General features: G+C 45.9%; 24 protein-coding genes. 9 read left to right on the forward strand and 15 right to left on the reverse strand.

The annotated features are described in order from the left end of the window. The first annotated feature begins 65 nt into the window (after positions 1 to 65). The 3 genes from ACFOEE_RS05725 (at position 66) to ACFOEE_RS05735 (ending at position 2,256) form a co-directional block, all read left to right on the forward strand. Positions 66 to 494: a CBS domain-containing protein gene (locus ACFOEE_RS05725; RefSeq protein WP_377121813.1), complete on the forward strand. Its 429-nt coding sequence runs from the start codon at positions 66 to 68 to the stop codon at positions 492 to 494. Positions 495 to 719: 225 nt separating this feature from the next. Next, positions 720 to 1,475, forward strand: coding sequence for a Nif3-like dinuclear metal center hexameric protein (locus ACFOEE_RS05730; protein ID WP_377121815.1), 756 nt, complete (start codon positions 720 to 722; stop codon positions 1,473 to 1,475). A gap of 7 nt (positions 1,476 to 1,482) precedes the next feature. Beyond that, positions 1,483 to 2,256, forward strand: a complete 774-nt coding sequence (locus ACFOEE_RS05735) for a methyltransferase domain-containing protein (RefSeq protein WP_377121817.1) — start codon at positions 1,483 to 1,485, stop codon at positions 2,254 to 2,256. Positions 2,257 to 2,296: 40 nt separating this feature from the next. Here ACFOEE_RS05735 and mdh read toward each other — a convergent pair whose 3' ends face one another. Beyond that, positions 2,297 to 3,232, reverse strand: a complete 936-nt coding sequence (gene mdh / locus ACFOEE_RS05740; RefSeq protein ID WP_377121819.1) for a malate dehydrogenase — start codon at positions 3,230 to 3,232, stop codon at positions 2,297 to 2,299. Between the two features lie 371 nt (positions 3,233 to 3,603). On the opposite strand from mdh, the gene argR reads away from it, so the two are divergent. After that, complete coding sequence (gene argR / locus ACFOEE_RS05745; RefSeq protein WP_377121821.1) at positions 3,604 to 4,071, forward strand: transcriptional regulator ArgR; 468 nt, start codon at positions 3,604 to 3,606, stop codon at positions 4,069 to 4,071. Here the strand turns inward: argR and ACFOEE_RS05750 are convergent. The 5 genes from ACFOEE_RS05750 to ACFOEE_RS05770 all read right to left on the reverse strand — a co-directional run bounded on the left by ACFOEE_RS05750 (position 4,068) and on the right by ACFOEE_RS05770 (position 10,455). After that, positions 4,068 to 4,979 carry a Dyp-type peroxidase gene (locus ACFOEE_RS05750; RefSeq protein ID WP_377121823.1) on the reverse strand — a complete coding sequence of 304 codons (912 nt, stop codon included), beginning with the start codon at positions 4,977 to 4,979 and terminating at the stop codon, positions 4,068 to 4,070. The two genes, argR and ACFOEE_RS05750, sit on opposite strands and share 4 nt — an antisense overlap. Positions 4,980 to 5,075: 96 nt before the next feature. Further along, positions 5,076 to 6,113, reverse strand: coding sequence for an ABC transporter ATP-binding protein (locus ACFOEE_RS05755; protein WP_377121825.1), 1,038 nt, complete (start codon positions 6,111 to 6,113; stop codon positions 5,076 to 5,078). Continuing rightward, positions 6,094 to 7,740 carry an ABC transporter permease gene (locus ACFOEE_RS05760; RefSeq protein WP_377121827.1) on the reverse strand — a complete coding sequence of 549 codons (1,647 nt, stop codon included), beginning with the start codon at positions 7,738 to 7,740 and terminating at the stop codon, positions 6,094 to 6,096. Before ACFOEE_RS05760 ends, ACFOEE_RS05755 begins: the two co-directional genes overlap by 20 nt. Further along, positions 7,740 to 8,726 (reverse strand): Fe(3+) ABC transporter substrate-binding protein, encoded by a 987-nt coding sequence (locus ACFOEE_RS05765; RefSeq protein WP_377121877.1) that lies wholly within the window; start codon positions 8,724 to 8,726, stop codon positions 7,740 to 7,742. The genes ACFOEE_RS05760 and ACFOEE_RS05765 overlap by 1 nt, the downstream gene beginning before the upstream one ends. Before the next feature lie 1,051 nt (positions 8,727 to 9,777). Then, entirely contained in the window at positions 9,778 to 10,455 is a 678-nt protein-coding gene (locus ACFOEE_RS05770) for a tRNA-uridine aminocarboxypropyltransferase (RefSeq protein ID WP_377121829.1), read from the reverse strand. 69 nt (positions 10,456 to 10,524) lie between these two features. Here ACFOEE_RS05770 and ACFOEE_RS05775 point away from each other — a divergent pair, with 69 nt between their 5' ends. Next, a complete protein-coding gene (locus ACFOEE_RS05775; RefSeq protein ID WP_377121831.1) occupies positions 10,525 to 11,076 on the forward strand; it encodes a GNAT family N-acetyltransferase in 552 nt (183 codons plus the stop codon). A gap of 258 nt (positions 11,077 to 11,334) precedes the next feature. Here the strand turns inward: ACFOEE_RS05775 and ACFOEE_RS05780 are convergent, their stop codons facing one another. The 4 genes from ACFOEE_RS05780 to ACFOEE_RS05795 form a co-directional block, all read right to left on the reverse strand. After that, on the reverse strand, positions 11,335 to 12,279 hold the full coding sequence (locus tag ACFOEE_RS05780) for a hypothetical protein (RefSeq protein ID WP_377121833.1): 945 nt from the start codon (positions 12,277 to 12,279) through the stop codon (positions 11,335 to 11,337). Between the two features lie 16 nt (positions 12,280 to 12,295). Further along, positions 12,296 to 12,763 (reverse strand): hypothetical protein, encoded by a 468-nt coding sequence (locus ACFOEE_RS05785; protein ID WP_377121835.1) that lies wholly within the window; start codon positions 12,761 to 12,763, stop codon positions 12,296 to 12,298. Next, positions 12,753 to 13,277: an RNA polymerase sigma factor gene (locus ACFOEE_RS05790; RefSeq protein ID WP_377121837.1), complete on the reverse strand. Its 525-nt coding sequence runs from the start codon at positions 13,275 to 13,277 to the stop codon at positions 12,753 to 12,755. The genes ACFOEE_RS05785 and ACFOEE_RS05790 overlap by 11 nt, the downstream gene beginning before the upstream one ends. A gap of 135 nt (positions 13,278 to 13,412) precedes the next feature. Further along, the gene (locus tag ACFOEE_RS05795) at positions 13,413 to 14,366 is read right to left on the reverse strand and encodes a LysR family transcriptional regulator (protein ID WP_377121839.1); all 954 of its coding nucleotides are present in this window, start codon (positions 14,364 to 14,366) and stop codon (positions 13,413 to 13,415) included. A 128-nt stretch (positions 14,367 to 14,494) separates the two neighbouring features. Here ACFOEE_RS05795 and ACFOEE_RS05800 point away from each other — a divergent pair, with 128 nt between their 5' ends. The 4 genes from ACFOEE_RS05800 (at position 14,495) to arsJ (ending at position 18,214) form a co-directional block, all read left to right on the forward strand. Further along, the gene (locus ACFOEE_RS05800; protein WP_377121841.1) at positions 14,495 to 15,445 is read left to right on the forward strand and encodes a sodium-dependent bicarbonate transport family permease; all 951 of its coding nucleotides are present in this window, start codon (positions 14,495 to 14,497) and stop codon (positions 15,443 to 15,445) included. A 166-nt stretch (positions 15,446 to 15,611) separates the two neighbouring features. Next, a complete protein-coding gene (locus ACFOEE_RS05805; protein WP_377121843.1) occupies positions 15,612 to 15,962 on the forward strand; it encodes a metalloregulator ArsR/SmtB family transcription factor in 351 nt (116 codons plus the stop codon). 36 nt (positions 15,963 to 15,998) lie between these two features. Continuing rightward, positions 15,999 to 17,009, forward strand: coding sequence for an ArsJ-associated glyceraldehyde-3-phosphate dehydrogenase (locus ACFOEE_RS05810; RefSeq protein ID WP_377121845.1), 1,011 nt, complete (start codon positions 15,999 to 16,001; stop codon positions 17,007 to 17,009). 2 nt (positions 17,010 to 17,011) lie between these two features. After that, positions 17,012 to 18,214, forward strand: coding sequence for an organoarsenical effux MFS transporter ArsJ (arsJ, locus tag ACFOEE_RS05815; protein WP_377121847.1), 1,203 nt, complete (start codon positions 17,012 to 17,014; stop codon positions 18,212 to 18,214). A 26-nt stretch (positions 18,215 to 18,240) separates the two neighbouring features. On the opposite strand, the gene ACFOEE_RS05820 is transcribed toward arsJ, so the two are convergent. The 5 genes from ACFOEE_RS05820 to pdhR form a co-directional block, all read right to left on the reverse strand. Beyond that, positions 18,241 to 18,603 (reverse strand): DMT family protein, encoded by a 363-nt coding sequence (locus tag ACFOEE_RS05820; protein ID WP_377121849.1) that lies wholly within the window; start codon positions 18,601 to 18,603, stop codon positions 18,241 to 18,243. A 128-nt stretch (positions 18,604 to 18,731) separates the two neighbouring features. Next, a complete protein-coding gene (gene lpdA, locus ACFOEE_RS05825; protein WP_377121851.1) occupies positions 18,732 to 20,153 on the reverse strand; it encodes a dihydrolipoyl dehydrogenase in 1,422 nt (473 codons plus the stop codon). Between the two features lie 192 nt (positions 20,154 to 20,345). Next, positions 20,346 to 22,238, reverse strand: a complete 1,893-nt coding sequence (aceF, locus tag ACFOEE_RS05830; RefSeq protein ID WP_377121853.1) for a pyruvate dehydrogenase complex dihydrolipoyllysine-residue acetyltransferase — start codon at positions 22,236 to 22,238, stop codon at positions 20,346 to 20,348. An 11-nt stretch (positions 22,239 to 22,249) separates the two neighbouring features. Then, the gene (gene aceE, locus ACFOEE_RS05835; RefSeq protein WP_377121855.1) at positions 22,250 to 24,916 is read right to left on the reverse strand and encodes a pyruvate dehydrogenase (acetyl-transferring), homodimeric type; all 2,667 of its coding nucleotides are present in this window, start codon (positions 24,914 to 24,916) and stop codon (positions 22,250 to 22,252) included. 68 nt (positions 24,917 to 24,984) lie between these two features. Beyond that, entirely contained in the window at positions 24,985 to 25,734 is a 750-nt protein-coding gene (gene pdhR, locus ACFOEE_RS05840; protein WP_377121857.1) for a pyruvate dehydrogenase complex transcriptional repressor PdhR, read from the reverse strand. Positions 25,735 to 26,693 lie beyond the last annotated feature (959 nt).

The following is a 26,693-nucleotide window of genomic DNA, read 5'->3' on the forward strand; positions in this document are numbered from 1 at the left end:
TCGGCATCTTTACAGCCATTCTTGTCTAAACTCTAAGGTGATTGCAATTGCCAAGAGGTAAGGAAATGTTAAAGATTGTTTCAGATTTAATGACACCAGACCCGTTGTGTGTGGGTGAGAATGACACTTTAAAAACCGCTCATGATTTAATGCGCGAGAAAAATATCCGCCACATTCCTGTCATTGATGCCGAAGGGCAATTGCTCGGTATGCTAACGCAAAAAATCATGATAGCCAATGTGATGAAAATTCTTGCCACCTTTGGCCAACATGCCTTGGAACGCAGGGAAAAACAGCAATTAGTGAAAGAAGTGATGACCACAGATTTTGTCGCTATCAAGCCTGACGAGCAATTAAAAGATATGGCGACCTTTTTTGTGCGCAATCGTCATGGCTGCTTACCTGTGGTTGATACTGAGAATAAGTTGGTGGGGATTTTAACTTCGTCGGATTTTGTTCGCCTCGCTGCTGCGTTACTTGGCAGTGAAGGTTAATTTCTCTGCCTTTTTGCATTTGCAGCGGAATTGGCTTGAATTTTCGCACCCCAATCTCAGAGCCGTTCTATGCTTATGGGGATGAGTTTACTTGTCAGCTTGCTGCAACACCAACTAATACGGCCACCGTAAACTTATTGTAAGTGAAAGCCCCGCAAATGAGCCGAAAAAGCGCTGCTCATCGCCATGAAAAGCGCTACACTAGCAGCTTTTAAGGGGGCTATCATGAAGCGCAGCAAACTCGTCAATCAACTTACTGAATTATTAAAGCCATTCCAGATTAACGACTATTGCCCTAACGGCTTGCAGGTCGAAGGTAAAGTTGAGATCCAAAAAATCGTTACCGGCGTGACGGCTTCGCAAGCACTTATCGATGCGGCTGTCGCTAAGCAAGCCGATGCCGTATTGGTCCATCACGGCTACTTTTGGAAAGGCGAAGACCCAGCTGTTACAGGCTACAAAAAACGCCGTTTACAAACTTTGCTTAATCACGATATCAACCTGCTGGCGTACCATTTACCCTTAGATGTGCACCCAGAACTGGGCAACAACGCCCAGCTTGGACAACTCCTTGGCCTGACCATTGAACGCCCATTAGAGCCTTGGAATAAGTCCTGTGTTGCAGTCAAAGGCAAATTGGCTGAGCCTATGACTGTAACCGCATTTGCCGAGTTAATTGAGCAGCGTCTAGGTCGTAAACCGCTGATCAATCAAGCTGGCGACCACTTAATTAAAACCATTGCTTGGTGTACCGGTGGGGGTCAAAGCTTTATTGATATGGCAGCAAGCCAAGGTATCGACGCCTACCTCACAGGTGAAGCATCGGAGCAAACCATTCACTCCTCAAACGAGCAAAATATCCACTTTTTTGCCGCAGGCCACCACGCCACCGAACGTTACGGGGTAAAAGCACTTGGCGAATACCTTGCTGAGCAGTACGGTTTAGACGTCGAATTTATCGATATCGATAACCCGGTGTAACGCAACTATGGCCAAAGACAAAAGCTTCGATAGCATCGCCAATAAATTTAGCCGCAATATTTACGGAACTGCCAAAGGTCAGATCCGTGAAGCGGTGCTACAGCGCGATTTACAAGCCGAAATCCCTTGGCTTGGGCAAGACGGTAGTAAACGGATTTTAGACGTTGGTGGTGGTCAAGGCCAACTGGCGCTGTTTCTGGCAGGACTCGGCCACCATGTGACCTTAATTGATATCTCGGAGGACATGCTTGCCATCGCCAATAAGCGTGCGGCGGAGTTAGGGTTATCCGAGCGCCTTGAGACTATCCACGCCCCGCTGCAAGCGCTCGCGACCTTATCGCTCGGTAAATTTGACTTAGTGCTGTGTCATGCGGTGCTTGAATGGTTGGTTGACCAACAAGCTGCGGTAGCACTACTTAAAGATGCGCTGCAGCCCACGGGTTACTTGAGTTTGATGTATTACAACAAAGACGCTAAACGTCTTGCGAATATTCTTTATGGTAATTTTGATTATGTGCAGGCCGATTTAAAAGTGAAGAAAAAAGTCAGTCTTAACCCTAATCAACCACTTGATCCTAAAGCCGTCGCCCTGTGGTTACAACAACTCAATTTAACCGTAATAAGCAAAACGGGCGTGCGCTGTTTTCATGACTATATGCGCGACCAAGAAAAAGCAGCCACGGCGTTTGAGCAACTGCTGGCATTTGAACTTGAATACAACCAACAAGAGCCTTACGCCTCTATCGGACGTTATACTCATTTGGTGTGTCAACACGCATAAAAAAAGCCTGCAATGGCAGGCTTCTTCCACACTTTGGCGATTACGCCATAAAGTCGATACCTTCTTGGATATCTTTTTTCAGCGTGTCTAGCATGTCGTTCTTCGCTTTCTCTTCGAACGCACTTAGCGTGCCGTAAGAAAGGATCTCTTCAACACCGTTTTTACCTAGACGAACTGGGTGTGCAAAGTAAGGAGCATCACCATTCTCAACTGCAACGTAAGCGTAATCGATTACGTTTGCTTCGCCTTGTAGGCCTCTCACTAGCGAGAAGCAGAAACGTGCTGCTGCAGCGCCCATTGAAAGTGTTGCTGAACCGCCACCTGCTTTTGCGTTAACTACTTCAGTACCTGCGTTTTGGATACGTGGTGTTAATGCAGCAACTTCTTCAGCTGTAAACTCAACACCCTCAACTTGTGAGAGTAGAGGTAGAATCGTAGTGCCTGAGTGACCGCCGATCACAGGTACTTTCACCTTAGCAACGTCTAGACCTTTAAGCTCAGCAACAAACGCCTCTGAACGGATCACGTCAAGTGTCGTTACACCGAAGATACGGCCAGCGTCATACACACCTGCTTTTTTGAATACTTCAGCAACGATAGGTACTGTGCCGTTAACTGGGTTAGTGATGATACCAACAAGTGCTTTAGGACAGTTTTTCACCATACCTTCAGCAAGTGCTTTCACGATACCTGCGTTAACATTGAATAGATCAGCACGGTCCATACCTGGCTTACGTGGCATACCCGCTGGTACTAGAACGATGTCAGCATCAACTAGCGCTGCGTCTAAATCGTCTTTACCAAAACCTGCAACTTTAACTGCAGTTGGGATATGAGAAAGATCAACTGCAACACCTGGAACAACAGGCGCTACGTCGTAAAGCGCTAGCTCAGAACCAGCTGGTAAACCATTTTTAAGTAGTAGAGACAGCGCTTGGCCGATACCACCAGCGGCACCTAATACAGCAACTTTCATGGGAATTCTCCGTAATTTGGGGTAGGGATAAAAAGTGCCCTAAAGATAATGAAAAGCACCGATAAAAACAAATTAATCCTGCTTATATTCAAGATTTTTTCGACCATAGTTGTAAACATCTTGCCACTGTCTGGTGATATTACGCTACAAGTTAGCAGCTCAATGCGAATTTAGCCCTACAACAAAATATAAAACGGGTTAGGTTAGCGAACTGTAACCTTGCTATGCGCTCAAAAAACATCGCACCAATTTAAACCAACCCGACCCCGCTGCTTTAACACAGCAGACCACAACTTTGCCTGACAATACTTGGGCAATTGCATGGATTTGTGTAGAATCGTATTGATACCGTGAGAGAAAAGAGAACAGTAATGCAACCCCAAGAAAAGCAAGAAGCACTTGTCCGCGCGTTTAAAGCCCTTCTAAAAGAAGAAAACTTTGGTTCACAAGGCGAAATTGTCGATGCCTTAAAAGATCAAGGCTTTGACAATATCAGCCAAAGCAAAGTGTCACGTATGCTGAGTAAGTTTGGTGCAGTGCGAACGCGCAATGCCAAACAGGAAATGGTGTACTGTTTACCGGTCGAAATGGGTGTACCAACCGCAAAGAGCCCACTGCGTCAGTTGGTGATAGACATAGTCCACAACGAAATGATGATCATCATTCGCACCAGCCCGGGCGCAGCGCAATTAATCGCTCGTTTACTGGATTCGTTGAGTAAAGCAGATGGCGTACTTGGCACTATCGCAGGCGACGATACCATTTTTATTGCGCCTGCCAAAGTCACTGAAATCGACGCCACCATGGAGCGCGTGCGCACTTTGTTTGATAACGTCTAATTAGGCTTGGCCATATACCGAATAAAATGCTGTGAGGGCGCGAAAAATGCAGCGCCCATATCACTCACGCAATAATCCAACCAACGGTCATAACATAGCTCATTGCCTAAACGTTTAGCTAACACCAGCTCAAGCCCATCACCGTGCGCAGAACAGCTCAGCCACAGACTACCCTGAGTATAAACATCGCCAAACGGCATACTTTGGTTTAATACCAATGCCCGACCATGTTCATCTTTAAGCTCGCTTAAACAGGCATGACTATCTGGGCGCGGTGGCATCAATAAGCTGTTATCAAGCCGAGTACGCCCCATAATTTGTTCTTGTTCTTCCAGCGTTAAACGTTGCCAGTTGTGCATATCAAACTTGTTACGCAGCACATGCACATAACTGCCTTGGTCGTCCCATTGTCCGGGATTATGAACCAACGCGACTAAACGCTTATCACGCCCATGCGGGGTATCCGCACCATAAATAAAACCATTAAAGTCGCGACCGTCCAAAAACCGAAAGCAGCGTACCTGTGATACCAGCTCCACACCGCTTGCCAACAGCTGCAGTACCCGCTGGGCAAATAAATGATTGACGTCTTCACGGTCTGAACGCACCACGAGCATCAGGTCAACCGGTTGGCTATGAACGCTATGCTCACTGTGCGGAAAATGCGGAAAACTACGCAAACTACTAGGAATATACTCGGGATAAAGATGCGGCCAGTACTGCGCGCCAATGGCAATAAAGCTTGAGATCATAGATTCCGAAAAGCGGTCACTGAACTCATCAAGCAACAGTAAATAGTCCGCCAGCGCTTCGCGCACAGCTTCGTCATGCCCTTCTAAGACATTAAAAAATAAATGTAAGCCATGCAGATTTGCCTCTGCACAGACTCCAGATTGTGCTTGCGCCATAAGACGACACACCCCAGCTTATTGTTATTCGGCAACTGTGCTTGAAGATGGTTGCAACATTGCTTAGCGGATCGCGCTACCTCTAGCCATCACAAGCTAAGCTTCGTGCGCAAAATAGGTAACAGCGTGCGGTTCAACTTCAACCGCCAAAGCCGCATTCACGTCAATGGCATGCCGAGCTGATTGTTGTAATTCTAAAGCCTGATCTTCGATTACAATTGTATAGCTATAGTCTAGCCCTAAATAGCGCTGTTGTAATAGCTCGATTTGATGGTTTTCGCCATTTATCAAGCGCATATGTTGCGGCCGCAAGTAAACTTGACCTGTGCTATGGGCAGCTAAAGGCTGGCTTGAATGTATCACACCAAAATTCGTACTAACTTGATAATCTGAGATTTTTTTGGCATCAAGATAAACCCCTTGCCCCATAAATTCCGCTACGTAGCGATTTGCGGGGGCGCGATACAGCGCTTCGGCGCTATCTAACTGAGCAATTTTACCTTGCTCCATAATTGCCAGTTTATCGGCAAAAGCAAACGCCTCTTCGCGCGAATGCGTTACAAATATCGCCGCTACGCCCTGTTGTTTAATGATTTGCCGAATGTCATTGATGAGCGAAAAGCGCACTTGGCTGTCGATATTGGAGAAAGGTTCATCGAGCAATAACAGTTTAGGTCGATAAGCGAGCGCTCTAGCAATTGCTACCCGCTGCTGCTGTCCACCAGACAGCTCATGCGGGTAACGCGCTGCAAACTCTTCAAGTTGCACCAGCTGCAGCATTTCTTTAACCCGAGCATCACGTTGTGCTTTATTTAAGCCTTTTAACCCAAAGGCAATATTTTTTGCGACGTTGAGGTGTGGGAATAGCGCATAATCCTGAAACATCATACCAATATTACGGTGCTGTGGCGCCACAAAGAGCTTATGCTCATTGACTCGCGAGCCACCAATTTGAATAACCCCTTGCTCCGGCTGGATAAGGCCCGCTATCAATTTCAAGGTGGTGGTTTTGCCACAGCCACTGGCACCAAGCAAACAGACAATTTCGTTGTCAGCCACGGTTAGATTGAGGTCATCGACCACCTTGTTTTGGCCATAGCGATAGGTCAGCGCATTAATCTCTAAGCTTGCCACCAGCACTCTCCATCGAACGGTTAATGATATACAAAGGTAATAATCCAACTAATACAATCAGTAGCGCACTAAACGCTGCCAGTTCTAATTGCTCGTCACTCACATATTGATAGACATGGGTTGCCAATGTTTCAAAATTAAATGGTCGCAATAACAAGGCCGCGGGGAGTTCTTTCATACTTTCAATAAATACCAAGAGCGCCGCCGTTAACATACCGCGGCGCAGCAGCGGTACGTGGACGCGCCAAAAAGTGCGCCATGGCCCTTTACCCAACGAAAAGCTCGCCATATCTTGCGATGGGCTGATTTTGCCATAGCTGGCTTCAATCGCCCCTTGTGCCACGGCAAAAAACCGCACCACATAGGCAAAAATAAGCGCAAATATGGTGCCGCTAAATAGTAATCCAGGTTGCCATTGGCTACCATCAAACCACTCATTAAGTGTATTGTCCAACGCAGTTAAAGGTAATAACACCGCCACCGCTAGTACCGTTCCTGGTAACGCATAGCCAGTGCTGGCAAGTCGTGCAGGTAAACGCGAACCTGGGGCTGTGCTGAAACGCTGCCAAAAACCAAGCAAAGTACTTAACACCACACAAATAGCACTGACCCACATCGCCACCTGCAAGCTTTGCCAAGCAAAGCGTGCAAATTCGTCTTGCCACGCGTCTTGCCAATATGTAAGTGCATAATCAGCCAGCACCAATACAGGTAAGATAAAAGCCAACATCAGGACCATGATAGCCCAACCGGTGGCAAGCCAAGCCTTAGTACCGCACAACCAATATAACTGTCCTTCATTACGCACCGCTTGACGTTCATGTTCTACCTTACCCGCTCGGCTCACACGCTCTAGCGCCATCAAGGAAAATAACAGCAGTAACATTAGCGCTGAAATTTTAGCCGCTGCCGGCAGTGAATAGTAACCCAGCCAAGTGTCGTAAACTGCGGTAGTGAGTGTGTTAACCGCAAAATAATGTACCGTGGCAAAGTCAGCCATGGTTTCCATCGCTATCAAAGCCAGCCCAGCAACAATCGCACCACGAGCCAGCGGTAAACTTACACTGAAAAAACTCGCCATTGGCGAGTGCCCCATCACTTGTGCGGCCTGCAGCAATTTAAACGACTGTTCCCGCAAGGCGGTTTTAAAAATCAGAAACAAATACGGATAAAGCACTAACGCCAACATAAGTGTCGCCCCTGACAAAGTGCGTAGGTCTATAAACCAATAGTCGTCTGGGCTTTGCCAGCCAAACTGAGCGCGCAGCCACACCTGCACAGGGCCTGCGTAATCGAGCAAATCGGTATAAATATAGGCAATAACATAACTGGGCATCGCCAGTGGTAACATCAACGCCCAACTGAAATGGCGCCGACCGGGAAATTCGCAGTAAGCCACTAACCAAGCTAAAGGGAGTGCCAGAATAGACGAAACCAGTAAAACACCGACTATCAATAGCACGGTGTTAAGGCTGTAATCCCAAAGCACTGTTTGCCACAAGTGTTCAAACACATCTGAACTGCCCTGCAGCGCGGTAGCGATTAAAAATAACAGTGGCATGACGAGTAAAGTGGCCACTAACCATGCCTGCCATGGCCACTTAGACCAAATAGAAGATATTTGCATTAAAGGTCGAATTTTACCTCATCCAACAGCTTCAATGCCTGTGGACGATATTTACTGATTTCACTGAGCGGTAAACTATCTTCTTTGAACTCACCCCATGATGCGACTAACGCTGACACCGCAACATCGGGCTTGACTGGATATTCCTTGTTGACCGAAGCGTACATACTTTGCGCCTTATTTTCAGTCAAAAACTCTACAAGTTTCAAGGCATTTTCGGCGTTCTTAGCGTACTTGGTCATAACTACACCAGAAACGTTCATGTGCGCGCCTCGGTCTTGCTGATTCGGGAAATTAATGTTCACGGCCGCTGCCCAGCTTTGCTGCTCAGGGTCCTCTAGCATATTGCCGTAATAGTAGCTATTTCCAAGCGCAAGGTCACACAAGCCTTCTTTCACCGCTTTAACTTGGCCTCTATCATTACCTTGCGGCGTGCGTGCTAGATTCGCTTTCACCCCTTGTAGCCAAGTTTTTGTTGCAGCTTCGCCGTGGTGCGCAATCATAGAGGCAACTAAGCCAACATTGTAAGGATGTTTGCCTGAACGGGTACAGATTTTACCTTTATACTCTGGCGCCGCGAGATCTTCATAACGTAAATTCGGTAACGCGCCAAGCCGCTCTTTTGATGAGTACACATTACGTACCCGTTTGGTCAATGCCACCCAATCGCCTTCGGGATCTCTAAAAGCCGCTGGAACGTTGTTACTAACTACTTCACTGCGAATCGGTTGAGTCAAATCAAGACTCTCTAACTGCATTAAATCGCTGAAGTTAGAGGTTAAGACTAAATCAGCCCGAGCATGTTTGCCCTCACGCTGGACGCGTTCAATCAGACCGCTTTTAGCGAATACCACATTAGTTTTAATCCCAGTTTGGGCGGTAAAATCATCCAGAATCGGTTGGATCAAAAAAGGCTGACGAAACGAATAGATATTCACTTCTTGCTCAGCATACACAGGCGCCGCCGTTAGAGCCACAGTAATCATGGCAACGAATTTACGCAAAACCTACCTCCAGAACAAATAAGAACTATTAGCAAATAAATTTTACCGACTCTGTGCGCGAAAGCCAGCGGATCATGACAAAACGATGACATGTTTTCATTTTCGGTATCGCAAATTGAGAAGTAACTCGTGCGAGATCTCTCACAGCAATGACAGCGATCGTGGAAGATAGCGCAGAAATTAGCAGCAAAAAAAACTTAACCACCTGTTTTATATAACGTTTATATCTATGGCTAAAATATGACACAAATAACAAAGTTTTTTAGCTTGCATACAGCTACCAAGCACTTATCTATACTGTCACTACAGCTTGAGGATAAAGCGACGAGGACGGCACTCAGGATGAGTGAGCTGCGCAGGAAGTGTAGCAAAGGATGGGAAAAAGCCAAGCTGGCACGCTCAGGAAGAGCAGTAGGACAAGGATTAAACAACAGGATGTTGGGCATAGGAAGCAAAGGACACTGTCAGTCATGATGACTGGTGGTTTAGTAAGGAAACTTAGGGAAGATATCCAATCACAAGGACAGATTGGTTGACAGGAAGTTGTAGCGGACATACGGATATTTCGAAACGGAATCGAATAGCAGGATGCTGCCAGGATGAAGTAGGCAAAGGAACAGCGGACGTTTACCCCCACTTAAGGGAATGACCGGTGCCACTAGGAATACTACAGGATGTAAACGCAGGAAGCGGTCTAGGATTTAATGGGCAAGGAATAAGTTAAAAGCCTAGCAATTAAGGACTTGGTGTGACCAAACCACAGATCGCACGGGACGCGCAAGTGATACGGATGTATAGCAGGAAGTGAGGAACAGTTTTACCTTCGAGCGGCGCTTAGGAAAAGCGGCACTCAGAGAGTAGTACTGGAGCTACGAAGAATCACAACGACGTAGTGATGGACCGACGAATTAGGATGTAGAGTTACTCTACCGCAGGATGCGAAAAGAAGATTCCGCAGGCGCGGCTCGCAAGGGTCGCGCCCTTCTTATTTTTATATCCCGATATTTTCTCACGCATCTCCCGAGTCCTAGAGTTATTCCTCTGGTGGGAAACGGTTCTTACTACGCAAATAGGCATTTCGAAAATCAATAAAGTGTTGCTGTAAATATTCCGCCGCCTGACTTTCTCCATTGTCACGTAACACCATACACGCCACCTCCGCCGTCCCGAGTTGATGTTCATGGGGGGCAACACGTAAGCGATAGTCAGATAAAGTTTCTGGCGTAATTGATAGCACAGGAAACGCAGATAAATACGGGCTCTTGCGGAACATACGTTTAGCTTCACGCCAAGTGCCATCTAAAAAGATAAATAACGGCACTTTATCGGGTTGCCGAGTAACTCGCTCAATGATTTCGTGCCCTTCGGCCTCTTCAGCAGGAAAAACCAAAATAGGTTGGTAAGTTGGATTGTTCAATAGCGCCAGCAGCTCAGGCTCAGGCTCAGTACGACTCCAGCGAAAAGCGTAATTGTCTGGCATTACATCGGCAATCAAACGCCCCGTGTTTGAGGGCTTAAAGCTTTCATTGTGTGACATCAAGATACATACAGCACTTTGACATTGCTCTGCCACTTTTATGCCCGCACAAATACAATGCGTTTGAGCAAGCAAACAGGTTTCGCAGCGCAACACTCGCCCACCGCGCGCGTTAAACTCACGCGTTGCGCTAGCCAACAATCGCTGCCGCAATACTAATACCGAATTATTCATTGCTTGCCCTCTTCAACCTAAGGCGCGTATTGTATGTAACCCAACATAAAAAAGCAGTAAGGAAATCACATGCAACTGACAAATTCCGCGCGACTCAGTTATCGTTTGATGGATGAACTGGATGGCGAACTACTATTTGAGCTCGACCAAGATCCGGCCGTGATGCGTTTTCTGAATGGCGGTGTACCGACCTCAATGGCTGACATTAACAATCTCTTTATCCCGCGCATGATGTCTTATCGCAATCAAGCTCAGGGTTGGGGTTTATGGCAATGCAACAAATTGGACGACGGTCAGTTTATTGGCTGGATATTGGTGCGCCCGATGTACTTTTTTGGCGATAATCGTGATGACCAAGATTTAGAATTGGGTTGGCGCTTTAAGCAAATCGCATGGGGTAAAGGATATGCAACCGAAGCGGCGCAGCATATCGCCAATTGCTTACCTCAATATAATGACCTCAATGCTCTTAGCGCCATTGCTGTCGAAGACAACTTAGGTTCAATCAGCGTCATGAAGAAGCTTGGCATGCAGTTCGTTAAAAAAGCCCATCACCAAGACCCATTGTGGCAAGCTGAGGTGGTTTATTATCGAGTTTTACTTTCTACGCAAAATAAATAATGGGGGTATTCAATATTCTGTGTCGGCCTAGTCACTGATCGATTTCAGCGTCTAAACGCCCTTCTTAAAGTGTATCGACAGCTGTGGCAGCGTCAAATTCCAGTTTTGTATTGGGTGTGCCAACGCCCATATGCCTGCAAGATATCGGTGTAAAGCAGCTCAAGTGCTTTGTTGGGCCGGTCATGTGTCATCTCATTTTGATTTAGTCTAATGAAATGACACAGAATTCTGAACACGGCCTCGCCCTGGCATAGCAATCTATTGAAGGTTGAGTTGTAAATTGTAATCTAGTGCGATTGACGGTTCTAAGTTATGGCTAAGCCTTAATTGCTTGTTTTTTCTAAGCACCGAAAAACTTAGTTCACCACCGTGGCGAAGTTTCTCTAACTCCTCAACCAGTAGCCGATAACCTTCTTTTCCCTTAATATCCTTATTATTAACACTCACAACCACATCATTATTTTCAAACTTAAATTTACTAGCAAATGATTTTTCAATTACATCTAAAACTACAATATCTTCAAATTGATTCAGCCCGAAAAGCAAACCAAACATAAAGTACCCTCTACCACTTTTGCTTATTTCAATATTTTCTATGTCAGGGCTATTAAGCAAGTAATAGTTTTTTATATTGTTAACCACATAATCCAATTGAAATTGCAATTCTTCGGGCAATTCTTTTTGAAATTTACTTTGTTCCTCTTCACTTAAGGCTGGAAGAACATCATCTGATAAACATTCTACATCCTTTTTCGACTTTACGATCACGTCCATATTTTTTGGTATATAGCTCCCTTTTGGAATTTTACCAACTCCAGCAATCCTGTATGCTTTCCCCGCCTCTACTTCGATAATGAATTCAAATATACCGTTCTTTGATACGGACCGTTTCACTTTCTCCAATGGGTCGAAGTTCACTTCAAAAGCGGTTCGATAAGCACTACCTGTAAAATGATGTCGCCCAGGCTGTAAGTTTAAGATAATCGGGCTATATTCATAATTGTTTCCTTGTACGACCACCCCGTTCAACAAGATACCATTATGACTAATTAATCCAATTTCAAATTCGTTACTTTTAGCTACAAACAAACTTGTGGCCAATCGTGCACAGTTAGCAGCCAAATCCTGTGCAAGCAATACAGGAGATGGCAAACCCAAAAAAAATAAAACAGCAATAAAAAAAACTCTTCGATTAAAAATCACAACAATTCCCTCTTATTTAAATTTTAAATACTTCAGCATTATTTATTTCCACAATCTTTTGAAGCAAACCAACTTTCTTTTTAAGAAACTCCACTTTATCTTCCGCGCCATCATTAGTAGAGATTTTCATATCTAACAGTGCCACCTCTGCATACAAATAGTAAAATTTATATTCAAATCCAGAGTCTGACAGAGCTTTTTCCAACCGCTCCACTTCCGACACAAGATTATTTTCCTCATATTCAAAATAATAATCACCAACATTAAGCACAATGAAAAAGAAAAATAAGAAGCTCGTCAACGCAGGCAAAAACCAGACCAAAATACTACTCTTTTCTTTATCTTTATTTAATTTTCTTTTGCAAGTGACACTAAGCTCAATTCGTTCCCACACCATCTTAGACGGTGCTACATCATCTAAATTGACAAAAGCAGACTTCAACTTTTTTACTTCGCTATCAAAATTTAATTTTTCATTCGACATAATCTGACAACCTGCACTTTTCTCTTAGGATTGCTAAGCTTCTAGATACAATACTTTTTGAAAAGCTCACTGACTTATTGAATAACGCCGCAATTTCGTAATGATTATATTCTTCAACAACATACATCCAAACAACTAGCTTAGATTGCTCATCAAGATAAGTAAAAACTTGCAAAATTCCATTATCAAAAATATCACCACTCGTCACCAAAACATGATGTTCATCCTTTAAATCTTCATTCTCATACTGGTATCTTTTTGACTGAAGCTGGCGAATACTCTTGTTTATAGCGATTCTTTTCAGCCATGAATAAAAGTGCATCTCCTCTTGTAAAGAATTAATTTTATCAAATGCTGCAATAAATGACTCCTGCAAAATATCCTCCGCTTGGTGCCTATCGTTAAATATCTGAACCAGGACTGCCAATAGCTTTGGCGCACATAAATCATAACTGGCTCGGTGCGCCCACGACTCCCCCCGTTTTAATGCGTTTACAATATCCTTCGTAACCATATTTGTTTCTCCCCCTATCTACTAAGATACATCGCACCTATAAAAGGGTCGCAAATATTTTCTATTCTTTTAAATTATCTTGATTTTTTATCCTTAAACCAATGACAGCATCTTATTTCACTAAACTCGGCTCATTTACATATTTAGTCTATGACTTAGTTGTGAAAGCTCATTGCGTACCCAAGTGCTATCTAAATACGCATCAAGATGTTGCTCGGCAAATTGCAAAAAGTGCCGAGCCGCATGAGAAATATGGCGATCGGTGCGCACTACAAAATACCAATGACTCACTAAAGACACGTCTTCAACCGGTAAAATCACAATATTTTGGTCAGATTTCGGCAACACATGCTGAGATAACACTGCGATACCCATACCCGCTCCCACCGCAACGCGAATAGCCTCATTACTGGCCATTTGAATACTGTTTGACAGTATTAACCCGCGACTTTGTAAGGTGCTTTCAAACAGCATCCGGGTCGCAGAGCCCGGCTCACGTAATAGCACGCGCTCAACCACCACATCAGCAAGCGTAATGGGTTCTTTTGCAGCTAAAGGATGATCAGGCGCAGCTATAAACACTAAAGGATTTTGTAAAAAGCGCCCCGCATGAGCATGTTCTAATGAAGGCGGATGACTAAATACATACAAGTCGTCTTCGGCACGTTCAAAACGCGCGAGCACTTGCTCACGGTTGCCAATTTCAACTTTCATTTCCACATGTGGAAACGCATTTGAAAACGGCCCAAGTAATTTGGGTAAGATGTATTGCGCCGTATTGACCATAGCAATACGGCAGCGTCCCCGCTCACCGCCGCGAAGCTCCTGCAAAAAATCACGATAATCCGCAAAATGACCAAACATTTGCTGACAAACACGGAACAATTCCAAACCGGCCTCTGTAGCAACCAGCTTTTGCTGCTTTTGAAATAGCAGTGGCTCCCCTACCGCTTCGTGTAGACGCTTGATTTGAATAGAAACCGTAGGCTGAGTTAAATGCAAACGGCGCGCGGTTTCGCTAATCGAGCCGGTTTGTACTACGCTCATAAACACTTCCAGTAAACGGAACGAACAATGTCGCAAGTCCATGATGACTTTCCTCGCGCTCTGAACAAGGGTATAGATAAATATCTATACATTATTACCAGTCATTTAATTATTTGCTATAGCAAAATCCATTTACAATGCTGCCGATTACTTAACTCGAAGAGGAAATCATGCCTGATATCGTTGTGATGTTTTTTGTGCTGGGTTTAGTTGCTGGACTCTTGCGCTCAGATCTAAAAATCCCCAAAGCCACTTATGACACGCTCAGTTTATTGCTGATGCTCACCATAGGTCTCAAAGGTGGTATGGTGCTGCATGGCAACCTGAGCTGGCATTTAGTACCAGAAATGCTGACGGTCATGGTGTTAGGTGCGGCAATTCCTTTAGCGCTTTACCCAATACTACGTCGTGCGGTAGGCCTTTCAGTTGCCAACAGTGCCAGTATCGCTGCGCACTATGGCTCGGTGAGCGCAGGGACTTTCGCAGTAGCGCTAGCCTATGTGGAATCACAACAACTGCATATTGGTGCCGAAGTGACGCTTTATCTGGTGCTATTGGAGTTGCCTGCCATTATCGTTGGTTTGCTGCTCTATCGTCGTCATCAAACTACGCCCACGGAGCAACCTGGATTGTCACTTAAAGCACTGTGGCACGAAACTTTAACCAACAAAAGCGTGATCTTATTGGTAGGTGGTGTGGTGATTGGAATGATGTATGGCACCCAACAAGGCAGCCAAGTGACCAGTTTATTGACCAGTAGTTTTAAAGTGGTACTAGCGCTATTTTTACTGGAAATGGGGATCACCGCTGCGCAGACTTTACGCCCACTACCGCTGCACCATTGGCGTATGGCGTTATTTGCCCTAACCACACCGCTCTTATTAGGTGCACTCGGGGTGGTGGTTGGGCAAACTCTCGGTCTACCGCAAGGCTCGGTCGTTATTCTCGCCGCGCTACTTGCCAGCGCTTCCTATATCGCTGCGCCTGCTGCAATTAAAGCAGCAATTCCAGATGCCGATATCGGCCTTGCTATGCTGAGCTCACTTGGTCTCACCTTCCCATTAAACGTACTTTTGGGCATTGGTCTTTATCATCAATTTGCACTGTATTTAGCAAGTTAAGCCCCTCACTTTATACCTAGTTACCTACTTCCCTAGACAACGTTATTCTGCAACGCGCTCATCACTGAGCGCGTTTTTCTAGTGATGCATTAAATTTAATATATGGATATTGTTATATAACAAAGTTCGTATATTATAGTTTTATCGTTAGTAAGCGGAGTTTGAAATGCTCACACCTGTGCAATTCTACAAATGTTTAAGTGATGAGCTAAGGCTAAAATCACTGCTGTTGATTTTAAGCGAAGGTGAACTGTGTGTCTGTGAACTGATGGCTGCACTCAATGAACCCAGCCAACCAAAAGTGTCACGCCATTTGGCGCAACTGCGCAGCCACGGGTTACTGCAAGACCGTAAACAGCAGCAATGGGTGTTTTACTCGCTGGCAGAGACCTTACCACTTTGGATGCAACAAGCGCTGCAAGCACAACTAACCAGCGATCCAAACTACATCGCGACCGAGCAGCAATTATTACATACCATGGGTGACAGACCAGTGCGCCAACAGCGCTGCTGTTAAGCTAATCATTTTAAAGGGATAAGATAGGAACAGATTATGACAATTAAAATCGGTATTAATGGCTTTGGCCGCATGGGCCGCTTAGCGCTACGCGCTGCTTTTGATTGGCCAGAAGTTCAGTTTGTGCAAATAAACGACCCAGCTGGCGACGCAGAAACCTTAGCGCATTTGCTTAAATTTGACTCAGTACACGGCATTTGGCACCACGATGTCAGCTCTCAAGCTGAGCATATCGTTGTCGGCGCTCAGTCAATCCGCTGTACGCAGAATAAAGCCATAGCCGATACCGACTGGTCGGGCTGTGATGTGGTGATTGAAGCCTCTGGCAAAATGAAAACCACGCAGCTGTTGAATGCTTATCTGGCTCAAGGGGTGAAGCAAGTGGTGGTGACTGCGCCAGTAAAAGAAGATGGCGTGCTCAATATCGTGATGGGCGTCAACGACCATTTATACGACAAAAACCAGCATCCGATTGTTACTGCTGCCTCTTGCACCACCAATTGCTTAGCGCCGATAGTGAAAGTGCTCCAAGAAAAGATTGGCATTGTGCATGGCTCGATGACCACCATTCACGACATCACCAACACCCAAACCATTTTAGATGCGCCGCATAAAGATTTACGGCGTGCCCGTGCCTGTGGCATGAGCCTTATTCCGACCACTACAGGTTCTGCCACCGCCATTACCCATATCTTCCCTGAATTAGCCGGTAAGCTCAACGGCCATGCCGTGCGCGTACCGTTAGCAAATGCTTCGCTGACTGACTGTGTGTTTGAAGTATCACGCGCCACCAGTGTTGAAGAGATCAATGGCTGGCTTAAAGCCGCAGCGGAAAACGAATTAGCTGGGGTACTTGGTTTTGAAACTCGACCGCTAGTATCGATTGATTATAAAACCGATCCGCGCTCAAGCATTATTGATGCGCTTTCCACTATGGTGGTCAATGGCACGCAAGTAAAACTCTACGCTTGGTATGACAACGAATGGGGCTACGCCAATCGCACCGCGGAGCTCGCGCGCAAAGTTGGCTTGGCACATCAGGCGTAGTCATGAGCGCCATTCGAGCCCTGCCAAGTGAAGTAAAACAGTATTTGCTGGTCACCGCCAATTATTGGGCGTTTACGCTCACTGATGGCGCATTGCGTATGTTGGTGGTGTTGTACTTCCACCAACTTGGCTATGACCCACTCAGCATTGCCATGCTGTTTTTATTCTATGAGTTATTTGGGGTAGTCACCAACTTACTTGGTGGTTGGCTTGGTGCACGCATTGGACTCAATCGCACCATGAATATTGGCCTTGGCATGCAAGTGCTGGCGCTCGGCCTACTGACCTTACCCGCCGCCTATTTAACCATACCTTTGGTGATGGCGGCGCAAGCACTGTCTGGCATCGCCAAAGATCTCAATAAAATGAGTGCCAAAAGCAGCATCAAATTACTGGTAGCTAAAGGTCAACAGCACACCTTATTTAAATGGGTGGCGTTACTGACAGGCTCAAAAAATGCCCTCAAAGGTATTGGTTTCTTTTTAGGTGGCGCGCTACTGAGCTTATTGGGTTTTCAAGTGGCACTGGCCAGCATGGCAGTGGCACTGCTACTGGTTTGGTTGTTAAGCCTCATGTTACTTAAACGTGATTTAGGCAAAGCGAAAAACAAGCCGAAATTTACCGAGTTATTTTCAAAAAGTAGCACCATCAATATCCTCGCAGCAGCGCGCTTGTGTTTATTTGCCGCCCGTGATGTGTGGTTTGTAGTGGCCTTGCCAGTTTATTTAGCGCAGGCCTTTGGCTGGGATCATTGGTGGGTCGGTGGCTTTTTGGCGCTCTGGGTGATTGGCTATGGTGCAGTGCAAGCGTTTGCCCCACAGTTACTTGGCTATAAAGAGCGGCAACGGCTCCCCTCAGCCGCTTTGTGGGGCATGTTACTGGCTTTAGTCACGGCTGCGATTGCGTTGTTACAACAACTCGCCAACGTCCCCGTGTGGAGTTTGTTATTAGGACTGCTGGTATTTGGCGCCTGCTTTGCGATTAATTCGTCCTTGCATAGCTATCTGATTGTGCGGTTTGCCAATCAAGAAAACGTGTCGATGGACGTCGGCTTTTACTATATGGCTAATGCCCTTGGGCGCTTGCTGGGCACGCTACTTTCTGGCTGGGTATTTCTACAAGCGGGTCTCAGTGCCTGTTTGTGGTTATCGGCGGGGTTGATATTCATTGCCAGTATCATTTCGCTACGTTTGCCTAAATCTTAAAACTGTTGTTTGGAGCTGGCGCTAAGCTAGCTCCACAACTGCATTAGTTGAGGCCTAAAAATAAAAAACACCGCGCCCAACAAACATAACCCAGCCCATACAAAATCCATCCGAAATGGCTCTTTCATATAAATCAGTGCAAACGGCACAAATACCGTTAAAGTGATCACTTCCTGCAAGATTTTTAGTTGCCCGAGATTCATCACCGTATAACCAATACGGTTAGCTGGCACTTGAAACAAATACTCAACCAGCGCGATGCCCCAACTTACGAGCGCGGCCACAATCCACGGCTTGTGATTGAGATCTTTTAAATGCGCATACCAAGCAAAGGTCATAAAGATATTACTGACAAACAATAAGCCAATGGTTTGCAAATAAACAGGCATATGGAGATAAGTTGAAGTGTGGAAATGGCGTAAGTGTGTGGCTGGAAGATTAAAACTGCAAGTAGGTATTACAAATAAAAAAAGCGAGACACTATGGCCTCGCTCTTTTCACAAATCAGCGGGAAAAATTACTTCTTCTTGGCTTTTTTGTTTGGTAGGTCGGTGATTGAACCTTCGAAGATTTCCGCAGCTAAGCCGATTGATTCATTTAGCGTTGGGTGAGCGTGGATAGTCAATGCGATATCTTCGCCATCTGCGCCCATTTCTACTGCTAAACAGATCTCACCAAGCATTTCGCCTGCGTTGATACCCACCATAGCACCACCGATGATACGACCTGAGTCTTTATCAAAGATTAGCTTAGTTTGACCTTCAGTACGTGCTGATGCGATAGCACGGCCTGATGCTGCCCATGGGAACACCGCAGTTTCGATGCTTAGACCTTTTTCTTTGGCTTCTTTCTCTGTTACACCAACCCATGCGATTTCTGGGTCTGTGTACGCGATTGAAGGAATGCACTTAGGATCGAAGAAGTGTTTCTGACCAGAGATAACTTCTGCTGCCACGTGACCTTCGTGAACCGCTTTATGCGCAAGCATTGGTTGACCAATAACGTCACCGATTGCGAAGATGTGGTTTACGTTAGTACGTAATTGCTTGTCCGTGTTGATAAAGCCGCGCTCATCAACCGCAACACCTGCTTTTTCAGCGTCGATTAGTTTACCGTTTGGCGTACGGCCAACCGCAACCAATACTTTGTCGTAACGTACTTGGCCTTCAGGCGCTTGTTTGCCTTCGAATGACACGTAAATACCGTCTTCTTTCGCTTCAACAGCTACTACCTTAGTAGAAAGCATTACGTTGAACTTGTCGCTAACGTATTTTTGGTAAACTTTGATGATGTCTTTGTCCGCCGCAGGAACCAGTTGGTCAGCAAATTCAACAACGTCGATTTGTGAACCAAGTGCACGGTAAACTGTACCCATCTCAAGACCGATGATACCACCACCTAGAACCAGCAATTTGCCTGGAACGTCTTTCAGTTCAAGGGCGCCAGTTGAGTCGATGATACGCTCGTCTTTTGGAATAAATGGTAAGCTAACTGGTTGAGAACCTGCTGCGATAATCGCGTTATCGAAAGTGATAGTGGTTGCGCCATCTGCACCTTCAACGGCGATAGTGTTAGCGCCAGTGAATTTGCCGTAGCCATTCACCACTTTCACTTTACGCATTTTCGCCATGCCAGACAAACCGCCTGTCAATTGACCAATTACTGACTCTTTCCATGAACGGATTTTGTCTAAATCGATTTGTGGCGCGCCAAATGTCACCCCGTGGTGCGCCATTTCGCTTGCGTCATCAATTACTTTAGCAACGTGTAGTAATGCTTTTGATGGGATACAACCTACGTTCAAACACACACCACCTAACGTGTCGCGTGATTCAACCAAAGTTACTTCTAAACCTAAATCCGCAGCACGGAATGCTGCTGAGTAACCACCAGGACCACCGCCTAGCACTACAACTTGAGTTTTGATTTCGTTGCTCATGTTATTACCTTAACTAAGATTGAACGGGACTATGCTCGCCCCAAGCAAAGGCGAGTTGTCGCAGCCAAGTAAGCTTGCCAAGTTCCCAATCTTTGCAAAGTAGAACTCAGCGAAGCCTGATTTTCATTGTGTGCGCAAGTGTAACATTGGCACATACAGAAGTCCCGCCTAAATAGTAGGCGGGACAACAAATTACATCACTAACTGACGGATATCGCTTAAGTAGCTAGCTAGTGTCGCAGTGAAGCGTGCGGCCAAGGCACCATCGATAACTCGATGGTCGTAAGAGCAGCTGAGCGGCACCATTAAACGCGGCTCAAACTCTTTGCCATTCCACTTAGGTTTGATGTCAGATTTAGACACCCCTAAGATAGCCACTTCTGGCGCATTGACGATTGGCGTAAACGCCGTGCCGCCGATACCACCTAGGCTAGAAATGGTGAAGCAACCACCTTGCATATCAGCGGCAGTAAGCTTGCCATCACGCGCTTTCTTAGAAATTTCCATCAATTCGCTTGAAAGCTCCATGATGCCTTTCTTGTTCACATCGCGTACTACTGGCACAACTAAGCCGTTTGGCGTGTCTACTGCGATACCAATGTGCACGTATTTCTTCAGAACTAAGCTTTCGCCGTCTGCAGAAAGTGACGAGTTGAACGTTGGGAATTCTTCCAATGCTTTAGCCGCCGCTTTCATCACAAACACCAATGGCGTGATTTTCACACCCAGCTTTTTCTTCTCAGCAAGAACGTTTTGCTCTTTGCGGAACTCTTCAAGTGCGGTGATATCAGCTTCGTCAAACTGGGTAACGTGTGGAATATGTACCCAGTTACGGTGTAAGTTAGCGCCAGATAGTTTTTGGATACGAGATAGCTTCTTCTCTTCTACCTCACCAAACTTGCTGAAGTCTACTTTTGGCCATGGAATTAAGTTCAAGCCTGAGTTATCGCCACCCGCTGCTGCGGTGCTGATTTGGCCTGATTCTACTTTCTTCACAAGCTCTTTAACGTAATTTTGTACGTCTTCTTTAACAACACGACCTTTACGACCAGAGCCTTTCACACGTGCTAGATTAACACCAAATTCACGCGCTAAACGGCGTACAACTGGTGATGCGTGTGCATAGTCAGAGTTAGCCACAAAATCTTCTTTCGCTGCTGGTGCCGCTGGAGCACTGGCAGCTGGAGCTGACGCCGCAGGAGCAGATGCTGCAACTGGCGCTGACGCTGGTGCAGCAGCTGGTGCTGACGATTGCGTTTCAAACACGAAAATCAATGAGCCAGTGCCCACTTTATCACCCGCTGCGACTTTGATCTCTTTGACCGTACCGGCAAATGGTGCTGGCACTTCCATTGAGGCTTTGTCGCCTTCAACGGTCAGTAGCGATTGTTCTTCAGCAACCACATCACCCACTGCAACCATGATTTCAGTGACTTCAACTTGGTCGCCACCGATATCTGGAACAAATACGTCTTTTACAGCAGATACAGTAACCGCTGGTGCTGCAGGTGCAGCTACTGGAGCCGGTGCTGCCGCAGCAGCTGGCGCTGACCCTGCAACTTCAAATACAAACACTAAGCTACCAGTCGAGACTTTTTCGCCTGTGGCCACTTTGATATCGACAACTGTACCTGCAAATGGTGCTGGTACTTCCATTGAAGCTTTGTCGCCTTCAACAGTAAGTAGTGATTGATCAGCTGTAACTGTATCGCCAACCGCCACCATAATTTCTGTGACTTCAACCGCATCGCCACCGATATCTGGCACGAATACGTCTTTCAGCGCGCTTGCTACTGGCGCTGCAGCAGGGGCCGCTTGTGCAACAGGAGCCGCAGTTACAGCCGCAGCTGGTGCGTCGGTATCAAAAACCATAATCAATTTGCCAGTCGCCACTTTGTCGCCGACTGCAATTTTGATTTCTTTAACTACACCGCCCTGTGAAGCTGGTACTTCCATGGACGCTTTATCACCTTCAACTGTGATCAAAGACTGATCAACAGCAACAGTGTCGCCCACTTGTACCAAAATTTCCGTAACTTCTACCTCATCGGCGCCAATATCTGGAACATGAATTTCAATTGCCATGATCTTTCCTATTATGCGTACAGTGGGTTAGTTTTAGTGGTGTCGATATCAAATTTCTTGATAGCGTCAGCCACGACTGATTTTTCAACCTTGCCTAGTTTGGCAAGCTCGCTTAGCGCTGCAACAACAACGTAACCTGCGTTCACTTCAAAGTGACGACGTAGGTTTGCACGGCTGTCTGAACGACCGAAACCGTCAGTACCCAACACTTTGTAAGATACGCTTGGCATAAATGCGCGTACTTGATCGGCATAGCTCTTCATGTAATCTGTTGCCGCGATCGCCGGGGCATCACCTAATACTGTGGTGATGTAAGGCACTTTAGCGTCAGCTTCTGGGTTCAACATGTTGAAGCGTTCACAGTCGTAACCGTCACGAGATAGCTCGTTGAATGAAGTCACTGAAAACACATCAGAACCTATGCCATATTCTTCGCTTAGGATAGTCGCTGCTTTGCGTACTTCGTTCAGAATTGTGCCTGAGCCCATTAACTGTACTTGCGCTTTGTCACCAGCCAGTGTTTCTAACTTGTAGATACCGCGACGAATACCTTCCTCAGCGCCTGCTGGCATTGCTGGGTGGTGGTAGTTTTCGTTCATCAGCGTCAGGTAATAGAACACGTTTTCTTGATCCGGACCGTACATACGACGAATACCATCTTGCAAGATCACTGCAACTTCGTAGGCATAAGTTGGGTCATAAGAAATACAGTTCGGGATAGTGCCCGCTTGAATGTGTGAATGACCGTCTTCGTGTTGTAAGCCTTCGCCGTTTAGCGTAGTACGACCCGCTGTTGCACCCAGTAAGAAACCACGTGCTTGTTGGTCGCCCGCAAGCCATGCCATATCGCCAACGCGTTGGAAACCGAACATTGAGTAGTAAATGTAGAACGGGATCATCGGCAAGTTGTTGGTGCTGTATGACGTTGCAGCTGCAACCCAAGATGACATAGCACCTAACTCGTTGATACCTTCTTGCAATACTTGGCCTGAAGTCGCTTCTTTGTAGTAAGAAACGATATCACGGTCTTCTGGGTTGTAGTTTTGGCCGTGTGGATTGTAGATACCAATCTGACGGAACAAACCTTCCATACCAAAAGTACGCGCTTCATCGGCAATAATTGGCACAATGTTCTGACCAATGTTCTTGTCTTTCAACAAGATGTTTAGGGCACGAACGTAAGCCATAGTCGATGAAATATCACGCTTTTGTTCTTCCAACAACGGCGCAAATTCACTTAGCTCAGGCAACGTTAATGGCTGCGTGAAGTTTGGTAAACGTTGCGGTGTGTAACCGTGTAGCGCTTTACGGCGCGCATGCAGGTATTCATGCTCTTTTGAGCCTTCTTCCAGCGTCAAGTATGGCAGATTGACTAAATCGTCATCTGATACTAAATCGTCAAGACCTAAACGTGAACGCAAGTGTGCAACATGCGTCATGTCCATTTTCTTCACTTGGTGGGCGATGTTTTTACCTTCCGCCGCCGCGCCCATGCCGTAACCTTTAACCGTTTTCGCAAGGATTACTGTTGGACGACCTTTAGTGTCTTGTGCTGCTTTGAATGCTGCGTATAGCTTTGATGGCTCATGACCACCACGCTTCAATTCAAAAATTTCTTCGTCAGTCATATCTGCAACTAAGGCTGCAGTTTCTGGGTAGCGACCGAAGAAATGTTGACGTACGTAAGCGCCGTCTTTGGCTTTGTAAGTTTGGTAATCGCCGTCCACTGTTTCATTCATCAGTTGCAGCAATTTACCTGTGGTGTCTTTGGCAAGTAGTTTATCCCAACCACGACCCCAAACCACTTTAATCACGTTCCAGCCAGCACCTTTGAACAGGCCTTCTAGCTCTTGAATGATTTTACCGTTACCCATTACTGGGCCGTCTAGACGCTGAAGGTTACAGTTAACCAAGAAGCACAGGTTGTCGAGCTTTTCACGTGCAGCAAAAGAAATCGCGCCACGTGATTCTGGCTCGTCCATCTCACCGTCACCAAGGAAAGCATAAACGCGTTGCTCTGAGGTATCTTTCATACCACGGCCGTTCAAATACTTTAAGAAACGCGCTTGGTAGATAGCAGAGATTGGACCTAGGCCCATAGAAACCGTTGGGAATTGCCAAAATTCAGGCATTAATTTTGGATGCGGGTATGAAGATAAGCCTTCGCCATCCACTTCCTGACGGAAGTTATCCAATTGTGCTGCTGTTAAACGACCTTCAACAAAGGCACGGGCGTAAATCCCGGGAGAAATGTGACCTTGGTAATAAACCAAGTCGCCACCGTCTTTGGCATTCGGAGCACGGAAGAAATGGTTAAAACACATTTCATAAAATGCCGCTGAAGACTGGTAAGACGCCATATGTCCGCCAAGCTCAAGCTCTTTTTTCGACGCGCGAAGCACTATCATAATCGCGTTCCAGCGGATGATAGAGCGAATACGACGCTCTAAACTCATGTCGCCTGGGTACGCTGGTTCTTGCGCTGCCGGGATAGTATTTACATAGTTGGTGGTGATGCCCGTTGGCATATCAACACCTTCTAAACGAGCTTGTTCTAATACTTGCTCAAGCAAATACTGCGCACGCTCTACGCCTTCTTCTTTTACTACCGACTCAAGCGCCTGTAACCATTCTTGGGTTTCTAACGCGTCAATGTCAACTTTAGTGACTTCAGACATATGGAAGTTTCCTTATGTTTAAAATACGAATTTTGCTCTGGTTTAACAACACTACACTTTTACGGCAGCTATAGCGGTTTGGTACGGCGTAGACTCCGTTCAATCCGCGAGCGTTCTTTACCCGCTTGCAGCAACGCCTCTTCAATAAAGGCTAAGTGCGCATTACTCGCAAGCCGAGCTTCTTCAGGATTACCGTTAATTACCGCCGTCATTAATAACTGACGATGTGCCGCTAACTGCGCACTGACATCCGACTTTTGTAAAAGCACCTCAAGGTTTTGCAATACGTTTTGTTCAAGCAGTGGCTGCATGCCGCGCACTAAATGGAGCAACACCACATTGTGTGAAGCCTCAGCAACGCTATAGTGAAACGCATTAATGGCCTTAGCTTTTTGCACTAAGTCATCAGCAACCACCGCGATATTGTCAAAACTCTGCTTAACTTTAATAAAGTCGTTTTCAGTGCCACGCATTGCAGCGTAAAAAGCTGCAATACCTTCAAGCGCATGACGAAATTCTAAAAGATCAAATTGCGATTCCGGGTGTTTACTGATCAAATTAAATAGCGGATCACTTAACCCTTCTTCCAACTGGTTCTTTACGAACGTGCCACCACCTTGTCGCCTTGTCACTAAGCCTTTGGCTTCCAGTTTTTGAATTGCCTCACGTAGCGATGGTCGCGAAACCTCAAATTGCTTTGCAAGCTCTCGTTCTGGTGGCAAACGTTCACCGGGTAATAGCGATCCCTCGAGGATCATATTTTCGAGTTGTTCAACTATTACATCAGATAACTTTGCAGCTTTAATTTTTAGTGACATTGTTTTTAGCGCCGAAATTGTGCTGTGTGCTAAACCCTTATTCCCTTGATTTGGAGCCTGAAGATTGTTGAAAATTGCCGCTTTCGCTGAAAATCATCAACAAATTCAAGAGCTATCCAATTACATCAGGAAAGCCTAAACCGTTAAGGGTAAATTGGTCATACCAAATTTATGTAATACACTATCAAAAAGCAGCATTGCTGTCAAAATAATGCGTAAAACGTGACAGTTTACGTTCACGTAAAGCGGTTTTGCCGTATTTACTGCGTTTGCCGAGCTTAAACATGTACTAAATCAGTAAAAAATCAATCTAAATGATAAATGGTCAGACCAGATTTTAGCTTGAAATTTTTGCATAGGTTTTAGCAACAAATTGTTCTGGACGGGGTTAAGCCTATCGACATTGCACCGTAGGAGGTCGTTGTTGGGTGTGATTTTATATCGCGCAAAACCACCTAAAATCAGCGGGGTGTAAAACCCCGCCTACAATACAGGGAATAAACTAACTTGTAGGCGCGATTTTATATCGCGCAAAACCGCCTAAAATCAGCGGGGTGTGAAACCCCGCCTACAACACAGGCAATGAGCTAACTTGTAGGCGCGATTTTATATCGCGCAAAACCACCTAAAATCAGCGGGGTGTGAAACCCCGCCTACAATACAGGGAATAAACTCACTTGTAGGTGTGATTTTACATCACGCAAAACCGCCTAAAACCAGCGGGGTGTGAAAACCCGCCTACAATACAGGGAATAAATTCACTTGTAGGCGCGATTTTATATCGCGCAAAACCGCGTAAAACCAGCGGGGTGTGAAACCCCGCCTACAATACAGGGAATAAACTCACTTGTAGGCGTGATTTTATATCGCGCAAAACCACCTAAAACCAGCGGGTGTGAAACCCAGGGCAAGATCATGAACTTTACCTTGACATAATTTTATGATCTTATACTGCTTTT

Source organism: Pseudoalteromonas fenneropenaei, assembly GCF_042643375.1.
GTDB classification, from domain to species: Bacteria; Pseudomonadota; Gammaproteobacteria; order Enterobacterales; family Alteromonadaceae; genus Pseudoalteromonas; species Pseudoalteromonas fenneropenaei.

Coding starts and splice junctions, on each gene's coding strand:
- ACFOEE_RS05725 (WP_377121813.1), top strand. CDS start 66: ATGTTAAAGATTGTTTCAGATTTAATGACACCAGACCCGTTGTGTGTG.
- ACFOEE_RS05730 (WP_377121815.1), top strand. CDS start 720: ATGAAGCGCAGCAAACTCGTCAATCAACTTACTGAATTATTAAAGCCA.
- ACFOEE_RS05735 (WP_377121817.1), top strand. CDS start 1,483: ATGGCCAAAGACAAAAGCTTCGATAGCATCGCCAATAAATTTAGCCGC.
- mdh (WP_377121819.1), bottom strand. CDS start 3,232: ATGAAAGTTGCTGTATTAGGTGCCGCTGGTGGTATCGGCCAAGCGCTG.
- argR (WP_377121821.1), top strand. CDS start 3,604: ATGCAACCCCAAGAAAAGCAAGAAGCACTTGTCCGCGCGTTTAAAGCC.
- ACFOEE_RS05750 (WP_377121823.1), bottom strand. CDS start 4,979: ATGGCGCAAGCACAATCTGGAGTCTGTGCAGAGGCAAATCTGCATGGC.
- ACFOEE_RS05760 (WP_377121827.1), bottom strand. CDS start 7,740: ATGCAAATATCTTCTATTTGGTCTAAGTGGCCATGGCAGGCATGGTTA.
- ACFOEE_RS05765 (WP_377121877.1), bottom strand. CDS start 8,726: ATGATTACTGTGGCTCTAACGGCGGCGCCTGTGTATGCTGAGCAAGAA.
- ACFOEE_RS05770 (WP_377121829.1), bottom strand. CDS start 10,455: ATGAATAATTCGGTATTAGTATTGCGGCAGCGATTGTTGGCTAGCGCA.
- ACFOEE_RS05775 (WP_377121831.1), top strand. CDS start 10,525: ATGCAACTGACAAATTCCGCGCGACTCAGTTATCGTTTGATGGATGAA.
- ACFOEE_RS05785 (WP_377121835.1), bottom strand. CDS start 12,763: ATGTCGAATGAAAAATTAAATTTTGATAGCGAAGTAAAAAAGTTGAAG.
- ACFOEE_RS05790 (WP_377121837.1), bottom strand. CDS start 13,277: ATGGTTACGAAGGATATTGTAAACGCATTAAAACGGGGGGAGTCGTGG.
- ACFOEE_RS05795 (WP_377121839.1), bottom strand. CDS start 14,366: ATGGACTTGCGACATTGTTCGTTCCGTTTACTGGAAGTGTTTATGAGC.
- ACFOEE_RS05800 (WP_377121841.1), top strand. CDS start 14,495: ATGCCTGATATCGTTGTGATGTTTTTTGTGCTGGGTTTAGTTGCTGGA.
- ACFOEE_RS05805 (WP_377121843.1), top strand. CDS start 15,612: ATGCTCACACCTGTGCAATTCTACAAATGTTTAAGTGATGAGCTAAGG.
- ACFOEE_RS05810 (WP_377121845.1), top strand. CDS start 15,999: ATGACAATTAAAATCGGTATTAATGGCTTTGGCCGCATGGGCCGCTTA.
- arsJ (WP_377121847.1), top strand. CDS start 17,012: ATGAGCGCCATTCGAGCCCTGCCAAGTGAAGTAAAACAGTATTTGCTG.
- ACFOEE_RS05820 (WP_377121849.1), bottom strand. CDS start 18,603: ATGCCTGTTTATTTGCAAACCATTGGCTTATTGTTTGTCAGTAATATC.
- lpdA (WP_377121851.1), bottom strand. CDS start 20,153: ATGAGCAACGAAATCAAAACTCAAGTTGTAGTGCTAGGCGGTGGTCCT.
- aceF (WP_377121853.1), bottom strand. CDS start 22,238: ATGGCAATTGAAATTCATGTTCCAGATATTGGCGCCGATGAGGTAGAA.
- aceE (WP_377121855.1), bottom strand. CDS start 24,916: ATGTCTGAAGTCACTAAAGTTGACATTGACGCGTTAGAAACCCAAGAA.
- pdhR (WP_377121857.1), bottom strand. CDS start 25,734: ATGTCACTAAAAATTAAAGCTGCAAAGTTATCTGATGTAATAGTTGAA.